This window comes from Franconibacter pulveris (assembly GCF_056780215.1).
The window spans coordinates 518,981-540,423 of the sequence record NZ_CM165555.1 but is presented as its reverse complement, the minus strand read 5'-3'; the positions used below and the strand labels follow the sequence as shown (position 1 = coordinate 540,423).

17 protein-coding genes are annotated in these 21,443 nt (G+C 58.0%); 7 read left to right on the top strand and 10 right to left on the bottom strand.

The window, feature by feature from the left end; genetic code table 11:
- The first annotated feature begins 53 nt into the window (after positions 1-53).
- A complete protein-coding gene (treC, locus tag ACU4F7_RS02620; protein ID WP_029591367.1) occupies positions 54-1,745 on the top strand; it encodes an alpha,alpha-phosphotrehalase in 1,692 nt (563 codons plus the stop codon).
- On the opposite strand, the gene ACU4F7_RS02615 is transcribed toward treC, so the two are convergent.
- Positions 1,716-2,246 carry an NAD(P)H-dependent oxidoreductase gene (locus ACU4F7_RS02615; RefSeq protein ID WP_029591368.1) on the bottom strand — a complete coding sequence of 177 codons (531 nt, stop codon included), beginning with the start codon at positions 2,244-2,246 and terminating at the stop codon, positions 1,716-1,718. The genes treC and ACU4F7_RS02615 overlap by 30 nt on opposite strands.
- A 102-nt stretch (positions 2,247-2,348) precedes the next feature.
- On the opposite strand from ACU4F7_RS02615, the gene ACU4F7_RS02610 reads away from it, so the two are divergent.
- From ACU4F7_RS02610 to nrdG, 3 genes are all read left to right on the top strand, one after another.
- A complete protein-coding gene (locus ACU4F7_RS02610; protein ID WP_481637972.1) occupies positions 2,349-3,230 on the top strand; it encodes a LysR family transcriptional regulator in 882 nt (293 codons plus the stop codon).
- Between the two features lie 292 nt (positions 3,231-3,522).
- Positions 3,523-5,658, top strand: a complete 2,136-nt coding sequence (nrdD, locus tag ACU4F7_RS02605; protein ID WP_024556579.1) for an anaerobic ribonucleoside-triphosphate reductase — start codon at positions 3,523-3,525, stop codon at positions 5,656-5,658.
- Between the two features lie 730 nt (positions 5,659-6,388).
- Positions 6,389-6,853 (top strand): anaerobic ribonucleoside-triphosphate reductase-activating protein, encoded by a 465-nt coding sequence (nrdG, locus tag ACU4F7_RS02600; RefSeq protein WP_481637971.1) that lies wholly within the window; start codon positions 6,389-6,391, stop codon positions 6,851-6,853.
- Positions 6,854-6,904: 51 nt separating this feature from the next.
- Here the strand turns inward: nrdG and cybC are convergent, their stop codons facing one another.
- Together cybC and pmbA are read right to left on the bottom strand one after the other, a co-directional pair.
- On the bottom strand, positions 6,905-7,294 hold the full coding sequence (gene cybC, locus ACU4F7_RS02595) for a cytochrome b562 (protein ID WP_481637970.1): 390 nt from the start codon (positions 7,292-7,294) through the stop codon (positions 6,905-6,907).
- A 59-nt stretch (positions 7,295-7,353) separates the two neighbouring features.
- Positions 7,354-8,706: a metalloprotease PmbA gene (gene pmbA / locus ACU4F7_RS02590; protein WP_035887830.1), complete on the bottom strand. Its 1,353-nt coding sequence runs from the start codon at positions 8,704-8,706 to the stop codon at positions 7,354-7,356.
- A 106-nt stretch (positions 8,707-8,812) separates the two neighbouring features.
- Here pmbA and yjgA point away from each other — a divergent pair, with 106 nt between their 5' ends.
- Both yjgA and ACU4F7_RS02580 read left to right on the top strand, forming a co-directional pair.
- Positions 8,813-9,364 carry a ribosome biogenesis factor YjgA gene (yjgA, locus tag ACU4F7_RS02585; RefSeq protein WP_029591373.1) on the top strand — a complete coding sequence of 184 codons (552 nt, stop codon included), beginning with the start codon at positions 8,813-8,815 and terminating at the stop codon, positions 9,362-9,364.
- Between the two features lie 286 nt (positions 9,365-9,650).
- On the top strand, positions 9,651-10,859 hold the full coding sequence (locus ACU4F7_RS02580) for an aldose 1-epimerase family protein (protein ID WP_481637969.1): 1,209 nt from the start codon (positions 9,651-9,653) through the stop codon (positions 10,857-10,859).
- Positions 10,860-10,939: 80 nt separating this feature from the next.
- Here the strand turns inward: ACU4F7_RS02580 and mpl are convergent, their stop codons facing one another.
- On the bottom strand, positions 10,940-12,307 hold the full coding sequence (gene mpl / locus ACU4F7_RS02575; protein WP_481637968.1) for a UDP-N-acetylmuramate:L-alanyl-gamma-D-glutamyl-meso-diaminopimelate ligase: 1,368 nt from the start codon (positions 12,305-12,307) through the stop codon (positions 10,940-10,942).
- A 175-nt stretch (positions 12,308-12,482) separates the two neighbouring features.
- Between mpl and fbp the strand changes: the two genes are divergently transcribed.
- Entirely contained in the window at positions 12,483-13,481 is a 999-nt protein-coding gene (fbp, locus tag ACU4F7_RS02570) for a class 1 fructose-bisphosphatase (protein WP_024556586.1), read from the top strand.
- 542 nt (positions 13,482-14,023) lie between these two features.
- On the opposite strand, the gene ACU4F7_RS02565 is transcribed toward fbp, so the two are convergent.
- The 6 genes from ACU4F7_RS02565 to ytfQ form a co-directional block, all read right to left on the bottom strand.
- Complete coding sequence (locus ACU4F7_RS02565; RefSeq protein ID WP_481637967.1) at positions 14,024-14,521, bottom strand: DUF2569 domain-containing protein; 498 nt, start codon at positions 14,519-14,521, stop codon at positions 14,024-14,026.
- 62 nt (positions 14,522-14,583) lie between these two features.
- Positions 14,584-16,152, bottom strand: coding sequence for a methyl-accepting chemotaxis protein (locus ACU4F7_RS02560; protein ID WP_481637966.1), 1,569 nt, complete (start codon positions 16,150-16,152; stop codon positions 14,584-14,586).
- Positions 16,153-16,251: 99 nt separating this feature from the next.
- Positions 16,252-17,253 carry a galactofuranose ABC transporter, permease protein YjfF gene (yjfF, locus tag ACU4F7_RS02555; protein ID WP_024556588.1) on the bottom strand — a complete coding sequence of 334 codons (1,002 nt, stop codon included), beginning with the start codon at positions 17,251-17,253 and terminating at the stop codon, positions 16,252-16,254.
- A complete protein-coding gene (ytfT, locus tag ACU4F7_RS02550) occupies positions 17,240-18,262 on the bottom strand; it encodes a galactofuranose ABC transporter, ATP-binding protein YtfT (protein WP_161808631.1) in 1,023 nt (340 codons plus the stop codon). Before ytfT ends, yjfF begins: the two co-directional genes overlap by 14 nt.
- 10 nt (positions 18,263-18,272) lie before the next feature.
- A complete protein-coding gene (gene ytfR / locus ACU4F7_RS02545) occupies positions 18,273-19,772 on the bottom strand; it encodes a galactofuranose ABC transporter, ATP-binding protein YtfR (protein ID WP_029591378.1) in 1,500 nt (499 codons plus the stop codon).
- A 326-nt stretch (positions 19,773-20,098) separates the two neighbouring features.
- On the bottom strand, positions 20,099-21,055 hold the full coding sequence (gene ytfQ, locus ACU4F7_RS02540; RefSeq protein ID WP_024556591.1) for a galactofuranose ABC transporter, galactofuranose-binding protein YtfQ: 957 nt from the start codon (positions 21,053-21,055) through the stop codon (positions 20,099-20,101).
- Positions 21,056-21,443: the final 388 nt, after the last annotated feature.

Genomic DNA, 21,443 nt, shown 5'->3' with positions numbered 1-21,443 from the left:
TTCCGTGATGACGGGCGCGGGCAGCCGCGCCCTTTGCAAAGCAGGACAGTGCGATGAATATGACTCCGCCGTGGTGGCAACAAGGCGTTATTTATCAGATCTACCCGAAGAGTTTTCAGGACACGACCGGCAACGGCACCGGCGACCTGGCGGGCGTTATCCAGCGCCTTGACTATCTGCAAACGCTTGGCGTGGACGCAATCTGGCTCACGCCGTTTTATATCTCGCCGCAGGTGGATAACGGCTACGACGTCGCCCACTACACCGCCATTGACACCGCTTACGGCACGCTGGACGATTTCGACCGGTTGGTGGCGGGCGCCCACGAGCGCGGCATTCGCATCATTCTCGACATGGTGTTTAACCACACCTCCACGCAGCACGCCTGGTTTCACGAGGCGGTGCACAAAGAGAGCCCGCGCCGCGATTTTTACATCTGGCGCGACGGCTCGCCGGAGGTGGCGCCGAATAACTGGCGTTCCAAGTTTGGCGGCAGCGCCTGGCGCTGGCACGCCGAAAGCGGACAATACTATCTGCACCTTTTCGCCCCGGAGCAGGCGGACCTCAACTGGGAAAATCCCGCGGTGCGCGCCGAGCTTAAAAAGGTATGCGAGTTCTGGGCCGACCGCGGCGTGGACGGGCTGCGCCTCGACGTCATTAATCTTATCTCCAAGGATCAGGATTTCCCGGATGACGTTAACGGCGACGGGCGGCGTTTTTACACCGACGGGCCGCGCATTCACGACTATTTGCAGGAGTTCAGCCGCGATGTGTTCACGCCGCGCGAGCTAATGACGGTAGGCGAAATGTCCTCCACCACGCTCGCCAACTGTCAGCGCTACGCGGCGCTCGACGGCAAAGAGCTTTCCATGACCTTTAATTTCCACCATCTGAAGGTGGATTACCCGGCCGGGCAGAAATGGACGCTGGCGGCGCCCGATTACGTGGCGCTGAAGGCTATCTTCAGCCACTGGCAGCAGGGTATGCACAACGTGGCGTGGAATGCGCTGTTCTGGTGTAACCACGACCAGCCGCGCATCGTTTCCCGTTTTGGCGACGAGGGAGAGCTGCGCGTCCCGGCGGCGAAAATGTTAGCCATGGTGCTGCACGGCATGCAGGGCACGCCCTATATCTATCAGGGCGAGGAGCTGGGCATGACCAACCCGCACTTCACCCGCATCATCGACTACCGCGACGTGGAGAGCCATAACATGTTCGCCGAGCTGCGGGCGCAGGGGCATAAGCCGGAGCATCTGCTCGCTATTCTTGCCAGTAAGTCGCGCGACAACAGCCGCACGCCGATGCAGTGGGACGACAGCGACAACGCCGGGTTCACCACCGGCACGCCGTGGATAGGGCTTTGCGATAATTACCGCGCCATCAACGCAAAAGCGGCGCTGAACGACCCCGACTCGGTCTTTTACGCCTATCAGAACCTGATTCGCCTGCGCAAAGCGCACCCCATTTTTACCTGGGGCAGCTATCAGGATCTGCTGCCGGAGCATCCGTTTATCTGGTGCTATCGCCGCGAATGGCAGGGCCAGCAGCTGATGGTGGTCGCCAACCTGAGCCGTGAAAGCCACTGGTGCATGCCGGGTGAATGCGGCGACGGCTGGCAGGTGCTGATGAGCAACTACCCGGATCCGGCGCCCAGACCTTGCGAAGGCACGCTGCGCCCGTTCGAGGCGGTCTACTGGCTGCAGGCGCCGGGCGCTTCAGGCGCAAAGCGCGTTGATGCGGCTTAACCAGCGGCTGACGCCCGCGTCGAGATCGTCATCCGTCAGCACATGGGTGCCCTGAATCAGCGCGGGCGGCTGCCAGACCATCCCGGTCATGTTCGCGGTGGCGTTGAACGGCAGCCAGAAGGCGTCGATGGGATAGCGGTTATACCCCTCCGGCGAATAGGCCTGCTCGCTGCCGCCGGTGGAGACCATCAGCAGAAACGGTTTGCCATGCAGCCTGTCGCCGCCCGTGCCGTAGGCGAAGCCGTGCTCCAGCACCTGGTCCTGCCACTCTTTCAAAATGGCGGGCGAGCTGTACCACCAGAAGGGAAACAGCATCACAACCGCGTCATGCGCCAGCAGCAGCGCCTGCTCGCGCTTCACGTCTATCTGAAAATCGGGGTACTCGCGCATCAGCTCATGCACCGTGACCTGCGGCAAGGCTTTAAACGCCTCGACGGCGGCGCGGTTAACGCGAGATTCATCCGGGGTGCGGTGGCCTGCCAGAACCAACACTTTTTTCATTCTTCGTTCCTCGTTATGGGGTGTTGGTTTTATGTTGTCACGCCGGCAGGCTAACCTGTAGGCTGGCCTTAAGCATTTCTGTTTCAACCAAAGGTATCAACCATGGCGCTGACTTCCGATGTGCATCGTCTGCTGCCCGCGTTTCTGGCGGCGGCGGAGAGCCAGAGCTTTTCTGCGGCGGCGCGTATGCTGGGCGTGACGCCCGCCGCGGTAAGCAAAAGCGTGCGGCTGCTGGAGCAGCGGCTGGGGCGCGTGCTGTTTCAGCGCAACACCCACTTTGTGATGCTAACGGAAGAAGGCGTGGCGCTGCGCGAGCAGGTTTCCCCGCTGTGGCACGCCCTGAATCAGGCGCTGGAGAACCCGGCAGACGAGCCAGAAGGATTGGTGCGCATAAGCGTTATTCCCGGCTTTGGCCGCTACCGTTTAATGCCCGAACTGGCGCGTTTTCAGCAGCGTTACCCAAAAGTCCGGCTCGATCTGGCGATGGATCCGCGCCGGGTTAACCTCATCGGCGAGCGCATTGACGTCGCCATCGGCCAGCGCAGCGTACAGGACAGCCGCGTAGTGGCGCGCGAAATCGCCCCGATGCGCATGATGATGGCCGCTTCGCCCGCCTACCTGGCGCAGTTCGGCGCGCCCCGTTCGCCGCAGGATTTAGCCCACCACCGCTGCCTGGTGCATCGCAACCCCGGCAACGGCCGCCTGCAAAGCTGGCTTGCGCAAGAGATAACGCTTGAAGAGCAAAACGCCTGGCTTATCAGTACCTATCCGGACGTGCTGGTGGACGCCGCACTGGCGGACATGGGCATCGTTTCGCTCGCAGACTGGTATCTCGAGCCGCATATACTTGAGGGCCGGCTCCTTCCTTTACTTGTAGACGACTGGGCCGCGCCGCAGCCGCTGTGGGTGAAGTACCCGAGCCACCAGCTGGCGCCCCGCGCGCGGGTGTTTGTTGATTTTTTGCTCAATACATTTACAAAGTGAATTCCCGCGCGCTACCGCCCATCCTTTGCGCCCTGCCCGGTTTGCTTTGTCCTGCATCAATAAAAGCGCAAACATCTTTGATGCAAAGCACTATATATAGACTTTAAAATCCCACCCGGCCCAATATCTTGTATTTTTCGTCTACTATTTCAACAATCCGCGCCGTCCTGAACGGGGTTCAGGCTGTGGATAAAAGGGGCCGGAATGCCGGAAGCGGCGGGTGAAAAAAACAAAAATCCCGTCCATGCCTCCTGTACGCCTCTGTGGATAACCTGTTTAAAATGGAGAGATCATGACACCGCATGTAGTGAAAAGAGACGGGTGCAAAGTACCTTTCGATTCAGCGCGCATTCAGGAAGCCATTCTTCGTGCCGCAAAAGCAGCGGGAGTCGATGACGCCGATTATTGCGCCACCGTCGCCGCCCTGGTAAGCCAGCAGATGCAGGGGCGCAGCCAGGTCGATATCCATGAAATTCAGACCGCCGTGGAAAACCAGCTGATGGCGGGTAACCACAAGCAGCTGGCGCGCGCCTACATTGAGTACCGCCACGACCGCGACGTGGAACGTGAAAAGCGCGGCCGCCTGAACCGCGAAATTCAGGGGCTGGTGGAGCAAACTAACGCTTCGCTGCTCAATGAAAACGCGAACAAAGACAGCAAAGTCATCCCGACCCAGCGCGACCTGCTGGCGGGCATCGTCGCGAAACACTACGCCCGTCAGCACCTGCTGCCGCGCGACGTGGTGCTGGCGCACGAGCGCGGCGAAATTCACTATCACGACCTCGATTACTCGCCCTTTTTCCCGATGTTCAACTGCATGCTGATTGATTTAAAAGGCATGCTGACGCGCGGCTTTAAGATGGGCAACGCCGAAATCGAGCCGCCGAAATCTATCTCCACCGCCACCGCCGTGACGGCGCAGATTATCGCTCAGGTGGCGAGCCATATTTACGGCGGCACCACGATTAACCGCATCGATGAGGTGCTGGCGCCTTTCGTCGCCGCAAGCTTTGAAAAACACCGTCGGGTAGCGCAAGAGTGGCAGATCGCGGACGCGGAGGGCTATGCCCGCAACCGCACGGAAAAAGAGTGTTACGACGCTTTCCAGTCGCTGGAATATGAAGTCAATACGCTGCACACCGCCAACGGCCAGACGCCCTTCGTCACGTTCGGCTTCGGCCTCGGTACATCGTGGGAGTCGCGCCTCATCCAGACTTCGATTCTGCGCAACCGCATCGCAGGGCTGGGTAAAAACCGTAAAACGGCGGTCTTTCCGAAGCTGGTGTTCGCCATTCGCGACGGCCTCAACCACAAATTCGGCGACCCGAACTACGACATTAAGCAGCTGGCGCTGGAGTGCGCGAGCAAGCGCATGTATCCCGATATCCTGAATTACGACCAGGTGGTGAAAGTCACCGGCTCCTTCAAAACGCCGATGGGCTGTCGCAGCTTCCTTGGGGTGTACGAAGAGAACGGCGAGCAGATCCACGACGGGCGCAACAACCTCGGCGTTATCAGCCTTAACCTGCCGCGTATCGCGCTGGAAGCGAAAGGCGACGAAGCCGCCTTCTGGACGCTGCTGGATGAGCGTCTGGCGCTGGCGCGCAAGGCGCTGATGACCCGCATCGCCCGTCTCGAAGGGGTAAAAGCGCGCGTGGCGCCCATTCTCTATATGGAAGGGGCCTGCGGCGTACGCCTGAAAGCGGATGACGAGGTGGCGGAGATCTTTAAAAACGGCCGCGCTTCAATTTCCCTTGGCTATATCGGCATTCATGAAACCATCAACGCGCTCAGCGGCAATCAGCATGTTTATGACAGCGAAACGCTGCGCGCCAAAGCCATCGCCATTGTGGCGCGGTTGCGTGACGCGGTGGACCAGTGGAAAGAGGAGACCGGCTACGGCTTTAGCCTCTACAGCACGCCGAGCGAAAACCTCTGCGACCGCTTCTGCCGTCTTGATACCGCCGAGTTCGGCGTAGTGCCTGGCGTGACCGACAAGGGCTATTACACCAACAGCTTCCACCTGGACGTGGAGAAAAAGGTGAACCCTTACGACAAAATCGACTTTGAAGCGCCCTACCCGCCGCTCGCGAACGGCGGCTTCATCTGCTACGGCGAATATCCGAACATTCAGCACAACCTGCGGGCGCTGGAAGACGTATGGGATTACAGCTATCAGCATGTGCCTTATTACGGCACGAATACGCCAATCGATGAGTGTTACGAGTGCGGCTTTACCGGCGAGTTTGAGTGCACCAGCAAAGGGTTTACCTGCCCGAAATGCGGCAACCACGACGCCGCCCGCGTCTCCGTCACCCGCCGCGTGTGCGGCTATCTCGGCAGCCCGGATGCGCGTCCGTTTAACGCCGGCAAGCAGGAAGAGGTAAAACGCCGCGTGAAGCATTTAGGCAACGGGCAGATTGGGTAAGGCCTGATGATGGATATCGGCTCGCTAACCCGCCCTGCATGGCTCACGCCGCGCTGATGGTGACCGGGGAAAATGAATGCAGCCAACGCCGCTATGGCGTCAATTGAGAAACGGTTCCGCAAAGCAACTGGCGTCAGAGCAAGGCGGCAAACGAACGAGTCCCCGGGAGCTTACTCCGGCAAGTGACCGGGGCGAATGAGTGCAGCCAACGCCGCTATAGCGTCAATTGAGAAACGGTTCCGCAAAGCAACTGGCGTCAGAGCAAGGCGGCAAACGAACGAGTCCCCGGGAGCTTACTCCGGTAAGTGACCGGGGCGAATGAGTGCAGCCAACGCCGCTATGGCGTCAATTGAGAAGCGGTTCCGCAAAGCAACTGGCGTCAGAGCAAGGCGGCAAACGAACGAGTCCCCGGGAGCTTACTCCGGTAAGTGACCGGGGCGAATGAGTGCAGCCAACGCCGCTATGGCGTCAATTGAGAAGCGGTTCCGCAAAGCAACTGGCGTCAGAGCAAGGCGGCAAACGAACGAGTCCCCGGGAGCTTACTCCGGTAAGTGACCGGGGCGAATGAGCGCAGCCAACGCCGCTATGGCGTCAGTTAAGAAGCGGTTCCGCAAAGCAACTGGCGTCAGAGCAAGGCGGCAAACGAACGAGTCCCTGGGAGCTTACTCCGGTAAGTGACCGGGGCGAATGAGTGCAGCCAACGCCGCTATGGCGTCAATTGAGAAGCGGAATGAATTTTCATCAGTACTATCCGGTTGATATAGTCAACGGCCCCGGCACCCGCTGCACGCTGTTTGTCGCGGGCTGCGTTCATGAATGCCCCGGCTGCTATAACAAAAGCACCTGGCGGCTTAACTCCGGCGCTCATTTCACGCCAGAAATGGAAACGCAGATAATCCAGGACCTCAACGATACCCGAATAAAACGCCAGGGGCTGTCGCTCTCTGGCGGCGACCCGCTGCATCCGCAAAATGTGCCAGCGATTTTAACGCTGGTGCGCCGCGTGCGGGCTGAATGTCCCGGTAAAGATATCTGGGTATGGACGGGCTATAAGCTTGCGGAGTTAACGTCAGCGCAGCGTGAGGTCGTTGACCTTATCAACGTGCTGGTAGACGGGAAGTTCATGCAGGATCTCAAAGATCCGGCGCTTATCTGGCGCGGCAGCAGCAATCAGGTGATTCATTATTTACGCTGAGCCGCCTGTGCAGGAACCAGCCAGCCCGCAGCGAACGGGCTGGCCTGGCAATTAACGGTATTTCTTGTGGTAAGTGTTGCGTGTGGTTTTGAAATCTTCAGCCGCCGCCTGCGCTTCCTTCACCTTGCCTTCACTAGCCAGCTTCAGCGCGCCGTCAATTTGGCTTACCAGCGTATCCAGACCGTGACGGAAATCTTTCAGCTCCGGGCTGTCCGCCGGTTTGTCCTCAAGCTTCGGCGGCGTCGATTTTTTCGCATCCAGCGCCGCTTCGCGCATTTTGGTTAACGCGTCTTTCATCTCCGCCGCGTCGGTGGTTTTCTGCACCGTTTTCAGGTTTTCGTTGAGGATATCCATATCATCCTCCAGATCCGCCGCCAGAGCTGCGGTGCTGGCAAACAGCACGGAGGAAACGGCTAACATTGCTAACAATGACTTACGCATCGGCTTACCTTCTTATTATGGTGACAAAAAAAGGGCGCCGCTGCGGGCGCCCCTGGGAATTATTGCCCGGCTATCTTCATTTCCGGCAACAGTACGGAGCCGCACTGAATGTTGCTGCGCGTTTCGATATCGTCGGCGATGGTGACCATGTTGCGCCACATATCCTTCAGGTTGCCGGCGATGGTGATTTCGCTTACCGGATACTGGATCTCGCCATTTTCAACCCAGAACCCGGCAGCGCCGCGGGAATAGTCGCCGGTAATGCCGCTCACGCCCTGGCCCATCAGCTCGGTGACCACCAGTCCGGTGCCCATCTCTTTGAGCAACTCATCAAAGCTCAGGCCGCGCCCCTGGATGCGCCAGTTATGGATGCCGCCCGCGTGGCCGGTGCTTTTCAGCCCCAGCTTGCGCGCTGAATAGTTAGTCAGCAGCCACTGTTGCAGCACGCCATCCTTCACAATATCGCGACGCTCGGTGCGCACCCCTTCGCTGTCAAACGGCGTAGAGGCGAGCCCTTTCAGCAGATGCGGATGCTCTTCAATCGTCAGCCAGTCAGGCAGGATCTGTTCACCCAGCGAATCCAGCAGGAAGGTCGATTTACGGTAAACCGCGCCGCCGCTAATGGCGCCCACCAGATGACCGAACAAGCCGGTCGCCACTTCATGGGCGAAAATCACCGGCGCTTTCATGGTGGGGAGCTTACGCGGCGACAGGCGGGACAGGGTGCGTTTAGCACACTCTTCGCCCACCCACTCCGGCGAGCGCAAATCTTCGATTGCCCGGCCGATGGTGTAGGCATAGTCGCGCTCCATGTCGCCGTTCTCTTCGGCAATGACGCAGCTTGAAAGCGAGTGGCGGGTGGAGCAGTAGCTCTGCAGCATGCCGTGGCTGTTGCCGAATACTTTAATGCCGTAATGGCTGTTGAAGCTGCCGCCCTCGGTATTGGTAATGCGCTTATCGGCTTTCAGCGAGACCTGCTCGGCGCGGGCGGCAAGCTCAATGGCGCGATCCGGGTCCACTTCCGCCGGATGGAACAGAGAGAGATCCGGCGCGTCAAACGCCAGCAGATCTTTATCCGCCACGCCCGCGCACGGATCCGGCGAGGTATAGCGCGCGATATCCAGCGCCGCCTGCACCGTGCGGGCAATCGCCTGCGGGCTTAAGTCGGTGGAGGAAGCGCTGCCTTTACGGTTCTGATGATAAACGGTAATGCCGAGCGCCCCATCGCTGTTGAATTCCACATTTTCCACCTCACCGTAGCGGGTGCTAACGCTCAGACCGGTGGTTTTGCTCACCGCCACTTCCGCGCCGTCCGCCTTGCCCGATGCCAGTTCCAGCGCAGTGGCGACGGCCTCTTCCAGTGTTTTGCGCTGTTGCGCAACTTGTGTGATTAGTTTCATCGCGAATGCCATAATGTAAGGTGAAAACAGAAGACGTATTTTTTGAGTCTAACAGAGAACCATTTCGCAGTGCGCGCCTTAACTGGTAGTATTAGCCTCTTTTTTTAAGGAGCCTGAGATGACAAAGCAGCCCGAAGACTGGCTCGATGATGTCCCTGATAATGAAAACGAAGACGACGATGACGAAATTATCTGGGTCAGCAAAAGCGAAATTAAGCGCGATGCCGAAGAGTTAAAACGTCTCGGCGCCGAGCTGGTGGACCTGGGCAAGAACGCCCTGGATAAGATCCCGCTGGATGAAGATCTGCGCGCCGCGATTGAACTGGCGCAGCGCATCAAGAAAGAAGGCCGCCGCCGCCAGATGCAGCTTATCGGCAAAATGCTTCGCCAGCGCGATGACGAACCTATCCGTCAGGCCCTGGATAAACTGAAAAACCGCCACAACCAGCAGGTAGCGCTGTTCCATAAGCTGGAACATCTGCGCGACCGGTTGATTGAAGAAGGCGACGACGCGGTGCCGGACGTGCTGAACCTCTGGCCGCAGGCGGACCGTCAGCAGCTGCGTTCGCTTATCCGCAACGCGAAAAAGGAAAAGGAAGGCAACAAGCCGCCTAAATCCTCCCGCCTGATTTTCCAGTATCTGCGCGAACTGGCCGAAGGCCAGGAATAACCGCTAAAAGCCCGGTTCCGCCGGGCTTCTTTTTACTTTCTCTCTCCTCGCCCTTTTAATTCATTAAACGCTCTTAAGCTGAAACGTTAAAGCTAACCAGGTTTTGCTTCACACTTTTATCGCAACGCACCCTCCAGATTGCATAAAAAACAGACCCTGACCTCAAAAATTTTCTTAGTCTGCTGCTTTTTCCCGGGCAGTGAATGCGATCACGTTTCTTATCCGCCACAGAAACTAGTCTTCACAGGCCATTAACTTAAATCGATTCAGCAAAAAGGATAAAAGGATGAAAAAGACGCTGCTTCTGACCTCGCTCGCGCTGCTGGTTTCGGCTCAGGCTTCCGCTCAGACATGGGTGCTGACCAACGCTGAAAAGGGCACGGATAAAGGCGACTGGCGCATAACCAGCCAGCAGCTGAACCTCAAAGGCGCCCCGTTCAGCATTGAGCAAAAAGTGCTGCACGGCGGCAAGCAGGAGGGCAGCAAAATCATCACGCTCACCAGCGAAAACGGCCTCACCATCGTCTTAAGCCCTACGCGCGGCATGAACCTGCTGCATGCGCAAGGGTTTGGCGTGCGCCTGGGCTGGGATTCGCCGGTCAAAGAGGTCGTGAACCCGGCGTTTATTAATCTGGAAAGCCGCAACGGTCTCGGCTGGCTGGAAGGGTTCAATGAAATGATGGTGCGCTGCGGCTATGAGTGGACCGGCCATCCGACAACGGCTGACGGCCAGCTTTATACGCTGCATGGCAAAGCGGGCAACACGCCAGCCTCCCGCGTGGAAGTAGAAGTGAACGAAAGCGCGCCGTATGAAATCCGCATACGCGGTCTGATTAAAGAGAGCACCTTTAAGAAAGCGGACCTGCAAACCATGACCGAATTGCGCTACGTGCCGGGCAGCAACAGCTTCAGCCTGCACGATGTGCTGACGAACCACGCCGATTATCCGCATGATTATCAGATTATCTACCACAGCAACTTCGGCAAGCCGATTCTGGAAGAAGGCGCGCGCTTTATCGCTCCGCTGGCGAACGTGAGCCCCTTTAACGACTACGCCAAAGGCGGGATAAAAACGTGGAATACCTACAGCGCGCCGACGAAAGACTTTGACGAAATGGTCTTTAACCTCACCCCGATTGCCGATGCGAACCAGCAGACCCTCGCCGCCGTGATCAACAAAGCGGGCGACAAAGGGGCGGCTATCGGTTTTAACGTGTCGCAACTGCCGGTGCTGACGATGTGGAAAAACACCGACACGGAAAAACAGGGTTACGTGACCGGCATCGAACCGGGCACCAGCTACGCCTATCCGGTGACCATTGAGCGCGAGCAGAAGCGCGTGAAGCAACTCGCACCCGGCGCCAGCACGCAGTTCGATTTAACCTACACGCTGCTGCACAGCAGCGAACAGGTGGCGGACGTGGAGAAACAGGTCGCCGCCATTCAGGGCGATAAGCAAACGCAAGCCAGCGATACGCCCATCGCGAAAGAGTAGAGAATAAAAAAGCCGCTTCGCAGGAAGCGGCTTTTCTTACCAGCAAGGATGAAGCCAGGGGCGCGGGAGACGCCCTTTTTTCAGGCCTGCGCTTTCTGTGCGAGGCCATCCAGCAGCTTCTGATGAATGCCGCCAAAGCCGCCGTTGCTCATCACCAGGATATGGTCGCCAGGCTGCGCGGTTTTCACAATCATCTCCACCAGCGTGTCGAGATCGGCGCTCCAGTGGGCAGGCTGAACGCAGGCTTCCGCCACTTCCGCCACCTGCCACGGAATGTGGTGCGGCTGGAAGAGGAACACTTCGTCGGCGCGACCGAGCGAAGGGGCGAGATCGTCTTTGCTGACGCCCATCTTCATGGTGTTGGAGCGCGGCTCCAGCACGGCGAGGATGCGCGCCGTGCCGCCCACTTTGCCGCGCAGGGCGGCAAGCGTGGCGAGGATGGCGGTCGGGTGATGGGCGAAATCGTCATACACGGTTACGCCGTTCGCGTCGCCGCGCAATTCCAGACGGCGGCGGGCATTAACGAATGAACCCAGCGCCTGCGCGGCGTCGGCGGGCGTTACGCCTACATGGCGCGCTGCGGCAATCGCCATCAGCCCGTTATGCATGTTGTGCTCGCCTACGAGGCTCCAGTTCACTTCCCCTACTTTTTCGTCGTCAAGCCACACTTCCCAGTTTGAGGCATCGGTGGTCAGCTTTTTCGCCTGCCAGTGGCCCTGCTCGCCGACCGTCTCCTGCTCGCTCCAGCAGCCCATCCCCAGCGTTTGCTTCAGGTTGATATCGCTTTCGGGCCAGATGATTTTCCCCTGCCCCGGCACGATGCGCACCAGATGGTGGAACTGCTTCTGGATAGCCTTCAGGTCGTCGAAGATATCGGCGTGGTCGAATTCCAGATTGTTTAGCACCAGCGTGCGCGGCGCGTAGTGGACGAACTTGGAGCGTTTGTCGAAAAAGGCGCAGTCGTATTCGTCAGCTTCGATTACGAAGAACGGGCTATCGCCAAGGCGCGCGGAAACGTCAAAATTACCCGGTACGCCGCCTATCACAAAGCCCGGCTTGTAGCCGCAGGCTTCAAGGATCCAGGCGGCCATGCCGGCGGTGGTGGTTTTACCGTGGGTGCCGGCGATGGCGACGACCCAGCGGTCGCGCAGCACAAAATCGTGCAGCCACTGCGGGCCGGACATATAAGGAATGCCCTGCTCCAGCACCGCTTCCACGCAGGGATTGCCGCGGGTCATGGCGTTGCCGATGATGACCAGATCCGGGCGCGGCTCCAGCTGCGCGGCGTCGTAGCCCTGGATTAATTCGATACCTTGCTTTTCAAGAAGGGTGCTCATTGGCGGGTAGACATTAGCATCCGAGCCCGTCACCTCGTGGCCAAGCGAACGCGCCAGCATCGCGAGTCCGCCCATAAAAGTGCCACAAATACCCAGAATATGAATGCGCATACGTCACTATCCTTTTTTAGTCCGGCGCACATTCTACCCGCAGGAAGGCGGCCTGATAAATGCATTTCAGGATTATCTGTATTTGGCTTACACGATTCACTTCTGCGCGACAATTTGAAACTTTGTTAATATTGTTGTGATCGCTTTACTCAACTTCAGATGCAGGGAAAGTGTTATGAAAACGTTAGGTGAGTTTATTGTCGAAAAGCAGCACGAATTTTCACATGCGACCGGCGAACTGACGGCGCTGCTGTCGGCAATAAAGCTGGGCGCGAAGATTATCCACCGCGATATCAATAAAGCAGGCCTGGTTGATATTCTCGGCGCCAGCGGCGCGGAAAACGTTCAGGGCGAGGTGCAGCAAAAGCTCGATCTGTTCGCCAACGAAAAGCTGAAAGCCGCACTGCGCGCTCGCGATATCGTGGCGGGCATCGCTTCTGAAGAAGAAGATGAGATTGTGGTGTTTGAAGGCTGCGAACATGCAAAGTATGTCGTGCTGATGGACCCGCTGGACGGCTCGTCTAACATCGACGTTAACGTCTCTGTAGGCACCATTTTCTCTATCTACCGCCGCGTGACGCCGGTCGGCACGCCGGTCACCATGGAAGACTTCCTGCAGCCTGGCAGCAAGCAAGTGGCGGCGGGTTACGTGGTTTACGGCTCCTCCACCATGCTGGTTTACACCACCGGCTGCGGCGTTCACGCTTTCACTTACGACCCTTCGCTTGGCGTATTCTGCCTGTGCCAGGAGCGCATGCGCTTCCCGGAGAAAGGCAACACCTACTCCATCAACGAAGGCAACTACATCAAATTCCCGAATGGCGTGAAGAAATACATCAAATTCTGCCAGGAAGAAGATAAAGCGACCCAGCGCCCCTACACCTCACGCTACATTGGCTCGCTGGTGGCGGATTTCCATCGCAACCTGCTTAAAGGCGGCATTTATCTTTATCCGAGCACCGCAAGCCATCCGGAAGGCAAGCTGCGCCTGCTGTATGAGTGCAACCCGATGGCGTTTCTCGCCGAACAGGCGGGCGGCAAGGCGAGCGACGGCAAGCAGCGCATTCTGGACATCGTTCCGGACAGCCTGCACCAGCGCCGTCCGTTCTTCGTCGGCACCGACCACATGGTGGAAGATGTCGAGCGCTTTATTCGCGAGTATCCGGACGCGTAACGCAGGCCTGAAGTTTATAAACGGCGCTCTGAAGGCGCCGTTTTTTATCCTGCCAACTCACGCTTCGCTATAGAACAGCGCTGCTGTCGGCGCGGCCCGATAAGTGCCCGTTAAAAAACTGGCCGTTTTTTACGTTTCTCCCACTGGGTAAAAAACAGTCACCCCCTGATTATTGGCAGCAGCTTGCAGACCATGGTTGCTCGCTAAACTGGACGAGCGCAAAGCCCGTAAATGCCCGCCATCAGACCCTCAAACCCTGAATGAAGATCCCGGTTCCTGTGCCGGGGTATTATTAGCAGCCGTTACGCTCCCGAAAAACTCCCGTCCCCGCGCCGGTATCAGACGCTCGCAGGCAAAAACGAGAGCCGTGGTAAGGAGCGCCAGCCTGTCGAGCTCCTCACTCACGCCCCGGCGAAGGAACAGACCGGCATTTTCGCCAGCAGCGGCGCTTTAATGTTATCCGCCCTCCCTTGTCATTCAGGGTGGCGCAACAATGCATGCAGTCAGCCAAAAAAAAGCGGCTTGCGCCGCCCTTTTATTACCTAGCGCACAAAGGTGCGCTTCACGCGGACCGATACCAGAAAGTATGGGATCCAGACACAGGCGCCGATTACGCTTCTTACCACCGGGGAAATATTTTCGTAGTTTAGCGGCATATCGAGATAGCGATAGCCAAGCCAGGCGTCTGCTCCCAGCACCAGAATGCCCGCGATGACCAGCGCGATATAGTTTTTTGGCAGCTGGCGCTTTTTACGCACAAACAGACTTGAGACATAAAGCGCCAGAAAAAAGAGTCCTGCGAAAGCGAACAGCTCAAAATAGAGTACGCCTGCTACCGCGCCCGGCAGCAGACCAGCACTATCGAGAAGAAGACGCAGCGTAACGATAACGGAGAAGCTATTGACAAGTAACGTCGCCAGCAGCCCAAGCGCGGGAATATAAAGCCAGCCGCCAATCTTTTTAAACGCTTTTTCTTCGCATTTTGCGCAGTAATCGCCCCCTTCCAAAGCCTGTTCGTCACATTGAATACACGTTGCCATATGTCCCTCTAAAATTATTCTTCCAGGAAGCGGGAGCCTTTGCCCCACCGCTTTATTCTTTTTTATACGGCCTGCATCTGCAACCGGAACGTCGCCATCGCCTCCACCAGCTGCTGCGACTGCTCTTCAAGCGATCGCGTGGCGGCGGAAGATTGCTGCACCAGCGCGGCGTTCTGCTGGGCCACTTCGTCCATCTGGCTGACCGCGATATTCACCTGCTCAATGCCGCGGCTCTGTTCATGCGACGCGTTGGCGATTTCTCGCATCAGCTTCGTCATGCGTAAAACCTCTTCGGCAATTTCATCCATGGTTTCGCCCGCCTGCTGCGCCAGTTCGCTGCCTTCGCCAACGTGGGTTTGCGAGTCGCTGATAAGCGTGCGGATCTCTTTCGCCGCCTCGGCGCTGCGGCTGGCAAGGCTGCGCACTTCGCCTGCCACCACTGCGAATCCTCTTCCCTGTTCTCCTGCCCGCGCCGCTTCCACCGCGGCATTCAGCGCCAGGATGTTGGTCTGGAAGGCGATGCCGTCAATAACGCTCAGAATGTCGGCGATGCGGCCAGCGCTGCCGGAAATATCACGCATTTTCTCAATGACGTAGCAGACCATTTCGCTGCCGCGATCGGCGGTATCGGAAACGGTTTGCGCCATCTTGTGCGCCGCTTCGGCATTCGCCGCGTTCTGTTTCACCGTGGCGGTGATCTCTTCCATGCTCGCGGCGGTCTGCTCAAGGGAGGTGGCGGTCGATTCGGTGCGCTGAGAGAGATCGACGTTGCCAGCCGAAAGCTCGCGGCTGCCGGTATCTATCTGCGCGCTGGCGTCGCGCACGCGTAGCACCGACGCCATCAGCGCCTGGCGCATACTCTCAATCGCCGCCGCCAGGCGTCCCAGTTCGTTGTTGCCCGCGTCAGCAGTGGTATGGGTGAGATCGCCTGCGGCAATCACTTCCAGTTGTTCAATCGCACGGCTCAGTGGCTGGAGCAGCAAATGACGCAGCGCCAGCCACACCAGCGCAATCAACGCCGCGGTGAGCAGCACGGCGAACACCATTAACCCCATCACCGTCCGCTTGTGCGCCTGTACCGTCGCCACCTCTTCATTGCCGCGCTGTTCGCTCCAGCGCTGGAACGCCTGCATGTCGTTATCGAAGCTGCGGGAGAGCGGAATAAGCCCGTTTTCCAGCAAGTCGTAATAGTCATCGGGGCTTTGCTTGTTGAGCGCGGCCAGCATCGGCGTGATGCCTTTGCTGTCATAGGCGTGATAGCTTGCCGCCAGCTTTTTCAGTAGCGCGGCGCCCTGCTCGTCGTCCACGCCGCTGGCAATCAGCGCTTTCAGCGTCTGCTGCGCCTGGGCGATTTCCGCGGTGACGCTTTTCACGGAATGACCGGCATCGTCTAACAGGCCGACCTCCATCTGGCGCACCGCCTGCCCGGCTTCGTTACGCGCCCGCAAAAGCAGCGTATAGCCTTCGTTCAGGCGCACCATTTTTTCACCCTGTAGCTGGTTGATGCGTTGCAGAGAGGTGGAACTTTGCGTCAGCGCGTAAATACCAATCCCGCTAACGACCAACAGCAAAAGCGTCATGGCCGCCAACAGGGTCAGCAGGCCGGTACGAATGGAGAGATTTTTTAGCATGGTACGTTTCCCGGTAATCGCGATAGCTCAAAACGGACGAATAGTGAGTTATCGGCAATCACCGGAGAAAGTTTAACCATTTTTAGCGATTTCAGTATGTTACTGGCTTGTTGGCGCCGTGCTAACGCGTTTAACATCCGCGCTCTGGCGGTTTTCCCACAGCACGGTGAGGCCGCGCTGTAGCGCAATAAAGATAAACAACAAAATGCCGATGGCGATTTTGGTCCACCATGAACTGAGCGTGCCGTCAAAGTTGATATAGGTCTGGATCAGGCCCTGGATAGCGACGCCAAACAGCGTGCCCAGCACCGTTCCCACGCCGCCGGAGAGCAGCGTGCCGCCGATGACCACCGAGGCGATGGCGTCCAGTTCTACCCCTACCCCCGCCAGCGCGTAACCTGCCGAGGTATAAATCGAGAAGACAATACCCGCAAGCGTGGCAAGCCCGGTGGAGAGCATGTAAATGCGGATGGTCGTGCTGCGGGTGGAGATACCCATCAGGTTCGCCGAAACCGCGCTGCCGCCGATGGCGTAAACCTGGTTGCCAAAACGGGTGCGGTGAGCGAGGAAAATACCGATAACCACCACGCCCAACATCAGCAGACCCATCGCGCTTAAGCGTCCGCCGCCCGGGATTTTCCAGGCGAGGCTTGAGAGCGTGTCGTAAATGGGATGGTTAATCGGAATAGACTCTTCGGAAACCAGATAGCTGACGCCGCGCAGAAAGAACATCCCGGCGAGCGTAATGATAAACGCCGGGATTTTCAGCGCGTCTATCAAAAGCCCCATGAAAGCGCCGAAGGCGCAGCCCATCGCCAGCACCAGCGGGAAAGCCACCAGCGGCGAAAGTCCCCAGAAGCCTATCGCTTTGGCGAGGAATACGCCGGTAAAGGCGATCACCGAGCCGACCGAGAGATCGATCCCGCCGGAGAGGATCACGAAGGTCATGCCGACCGCGATGATCCCAAGAAATGCGTTATCCGTAAGAATGTTGCAAATTACGCGCGTGGAGGCGAAGCCGGGAAACTGCGTCAGGCAGTAGAGGTAGCCCAGCACAAACACCGCAAGCGTTATCATCAGCGGCAGGTTACGTTTTATCATGGCGGCGCACTCCCTTCAGCAAGCCAATAAAGCGCGGCGACTGGACTATCAGCACGCAAAGCACCACCACCGCTTTTACCACCTGGTTAAGTTCCGGCGGAAAGCCGGAGAGCAGAATACCGGTATTCATCCCCTGGATAATCAGCGCGCCCACCACCGAAAGCGCCAGGTTGAAGCGCCCGCCCATCAGCGAGCCGCCGCCAATCACCACGGCGAGGATGGCGTCCAGCTCAAGCCACAGCCCGGCGTTGTTGGCGTCCGCGCCGCGAATATCCGCCGCGACGATAACGCCCGCGATAGCGGCGCAGACGCCGCTCAGCACGTAGGTCAGCATCACCACGCCCCGGGTGTTAACGCCGGCGTTTTTCGCCGCCCGAATGTTGATGCCCACCGCTTCGATAAACATGCCGAGCGCCGTTTTACGGGTGAACAGCCAGAAAATAATCAGCGTGACGAGCGCGATGATAACCGGCGTTGGGAAAAGCAACAGCGAGCCGCTGCCAAGCCAGGAGAGCGAAGGCGAGTTAAAGGTGACGATTTGCCCGGAGGTAATCAACTGCGCTACGCCGCGCCCGGCCACCATCAGGATAAGCGTGGCGACGAAGGGCTGAATTTTCAGCACCGCGACCAGAATGCCGTTCCATAACCCCGCCAGCACGCCCACGCCGAGCGAGGCGAGCAGGACAACCGCCAGGCTGTGCCCGGCGACGGTCATCGCGGCGGCGGTCGCCCCGGCGATAGCCATGGTCGCCCCCACGGAAAGGTCGATGCCGCCAGTCGCTATCACCAGCGTCATGCCGATCGCCAGCAACGCCACGGGAGCGGCGCGGTTAAGAATATCGATCGGACTGCCGAACAGGCGGCCATCCTGCAACACTATCTGGAAGAAGTGGCTCGCCACCAGGCTGTCCACCAGCAGCACCAACAGCAGCGCCGCTAACTGCGGCATGCCCGGCGGCCAGCGAAAGCGGCGTTTTGGCGCGCCCACTTCAGGTAATGATCCCATCACTCAGAACTCCTTATGCCGCAATGGCATTCATAATCGCGCTCACCGAAAGCTGCTCGAGCGGAATTTCCGCCACCTGCTGCCGGTCGCGCATGATCACCACCCGGTCGGCATAGCCCACCAGCTCTTCCAGCTCTGACGAAATCACCAGCAGCGCCAGCCCGTCGGCGCAGAGCGTTTCTATCAGGCGAATAATTTCCGCATGCGCGCCAACGTCGATGCCGCGCGTGGGCTCATCCAGAATCAAAAATTGCGGACGCGTCAGCAGCCAGCGCGAAAGCAGCACTTTTTGCTGGTTGCCGCCGGAGAGAAACTCTATCGGCTGTTCCGTGCCCGGCGTGCGGATGCCAAGCTGGCGAATAAAACGCTCGGCTATCTGAATTTGCTCACGCTTCGGAATCGGCCGCAGCCAGCCGCGCTGGGCCTGTAAGGCCAGCACAATGTTCTCTCGCACCGACGCGGCGCCGATAATGCCGTCGGTTTTGCGGTCCTCCGGACAAAAGCCAATCCCGAGACAGGAGGCCTGATGCGGCGATCGCAACGTCTGCGGCTTGCCTTTGATGGCGGCGGTGCCGCTGTCGGCGGGGTGAATGCCGAAGATAACCTCAGCGGTTTCGGTACGCCCCGAACCGAGCAGGCCGGCGAGACCGACGATTTCGCCGGGACGAATTTCCAGATCAAACGGCGTGATAACCCCTTTCTTACCGAAGTTGCTGAAGGCGGCGACCGGTTTCTCACTCAACAGGGTGCGTCCGGCGCGCTGCAACGCGTTGGTGTCCAGTTCGCGTCCCAGCATCATCTTCACCAGCTCGATTTGCGGCAGTTCGGCAGTATCACGCGTCCCTACAAACTTGCCGTTGCGCAGCACCGTGATGCGGTCGGTGACTTCATAAACCTGGTCGAGAAAGTGGGTGACGAAAATCAGGCTGACGCCCTGATCGCGCAGCTGGCGCATCAGGGTAAAGAGCATCTCTACCTCTTTGGTGTCGAGGCTCGCGGTGGGCTCGTCCAGGATAAGCACTTTGGCGGAGAGATCGATGGCGCGACAGATAGCGACAATCTGCTGCATCGCCACGGAAAAACGGTTCAACGGCTCGCGCACGTCGAGCTTAAAGCCGTAAGATTCCATCAACCGCGCGGCGCGCTGCTCCATCTCTTTACGGCGCAACAGCCCAAAGCGCCGGGGCTCGCGACCGATAAACAGGTTATCCGCCACCGACATATTGGGCAGCAGGTTGACCTCCTGGTAGACGGTGCCGATGCCCAGCTCCTGGGCGTGAGCGGTGTTTTTCGGCCGCACCGGTTTGCCTTCGAGAAAAACGGTGCCGCCGTCCGGCTGATAAACGCCAGTCAGGGCTTTAATCAATGTGGATTTCCCGGCGCCGTTCTCGCCAAGCAAGGCCATGATCTCGCCGCGCCGCAGGCTGAAGTTGACCTCTTCAAGCGCTTTCACCCCTGGAAAGTATTTGCTTAAGCCTTCCGTGCGCAGGATCTCCTGCTGTTCGTTATGCATTGCCGGACTCCCCGTTGCCCACGCGCTAAAACGGTGGATGCGCTGTGTTTACTCACTCCGAAAATTGCCCCTCTTCCCAGAGGGAAGAGGGGCTCGGTTTGCTTCTTATTAAATGACCGATTCATCGAGGCGTCGGTTTTCCTTCCTCTCTTCCGTAGAAAAGAGCGAATCGGTTCGCTTCTTTACGTTTTACTTCGGCCAAAGGGGCCGTTTTTTTTCTCGTCTTTCCAGGGAGAGGGCCGCGGCGAGGGTTTTCACCCTCGCCGCCCCCTCGCCAGAAAGAGGTTCACAGGCGTCGAAGAGCCGCCGCCACTGCTATTGGCTTATCAGTAACCCATATTTTTCTTCTGCTCTAACGTCTCTTTAGCCGTATCCGGCAGATAGAGCGTCGATTTGGTGATAGTCAGTTTTTCAGGCTGAGTGCCGTCTTTTTTGAATTTTTCCAGCGCGTCGAATGCCGGGCCCGCCATGTTCGGCGTTAACTCAACGCTTGCGTTAGCTTCGCCGTCGATCATTGCTTTGAAGATGTCCGGCACGCCATCGATGGAGCCGGTCAGAATATCTTTGCCCGGCTTCAGGCCCGCTTCTTTAATGGCCTGAATCGCGCCAATCGCCATGTCGTCGTTATGCGCGTAAACCATGCAGATGTTCTTGCCGTTGTTTTCCGCTTTGATAAAGCTCTCCATCACCTCTTTCCCTTTCGAACGGGTAAAGTCGCCGGATTGAGAACGGATGATTTTGATATTCGGCGCTTTAGAGATGGCTTCGGCGAAACCTTTCTTACGGTCAATCGCCACGCTTGCGCCCACGGTGCCCTGAAGTTCCACAACGTTACACGGCTTGCCGGCGACGGTTTTCACCAGCCAGTCGCCAATCAGCTTGCCTTCCAGCACGTTGTCGGCGGTAACGGTGGTCATATAGAGCGACTTGTCTTTTACGTCGATGGAGCGGTCAAGCAGGATAACCGGGATCTCCGCTTCTTTTGCTTCCTGCAACACCGGCTCCCAACCCGTTGCGACGACCGGGGCGATAAAGATGGCATCCACGCCCTGAGCGATGAAAGAGCGCACCGCCTTGATTTGGTTTTCCTGTTTCTGCTGGCCGTCGGCAATCTTCAGATTGATGCCTCGCTTCTGCGCTTCGCTTTTGGCGACGTTAGTTTCCGCCGCTCGCCAGCCAGACTCGGAACCTACCTGAGAAAATCCCACGGTTAACGGGGCGGCCATCGCCATAGACGACATGGCTGCCGAAACTGCTGTGACCAGAAGTAAGCGCTTCCACATAAGTGCATCCTCGTAGGGTTATTGTTGGTTAAATCTCCACCTGCGCCGAAACTATAGACAATCCGGGATGTAACTGAATGCGTTACATCACAATTCAAAAAAGTAACGAAAACGTTAAATCCCGTGAGTGACAAAAGGTGACGCAAGACAAGCGCTGGCGCGCCTGCCGCCTAAGGTGAGATAGCAGGCTTTTCTTACACAAAAATCCTGACCTGTATCTGCTTTGTAAACGGTTACACAGATTTATTGAGAATGCGGCTGGCTTTATGGATTTTCCGGGCGCGGAAAAGGTCTTAAAATCGTCCCGCTACGCCGGACCGGCGAAAACAGGCAAAGACATTTACCTCCACCTGGCTATAATACCGGGCACTTGTTTGCCATACATTTT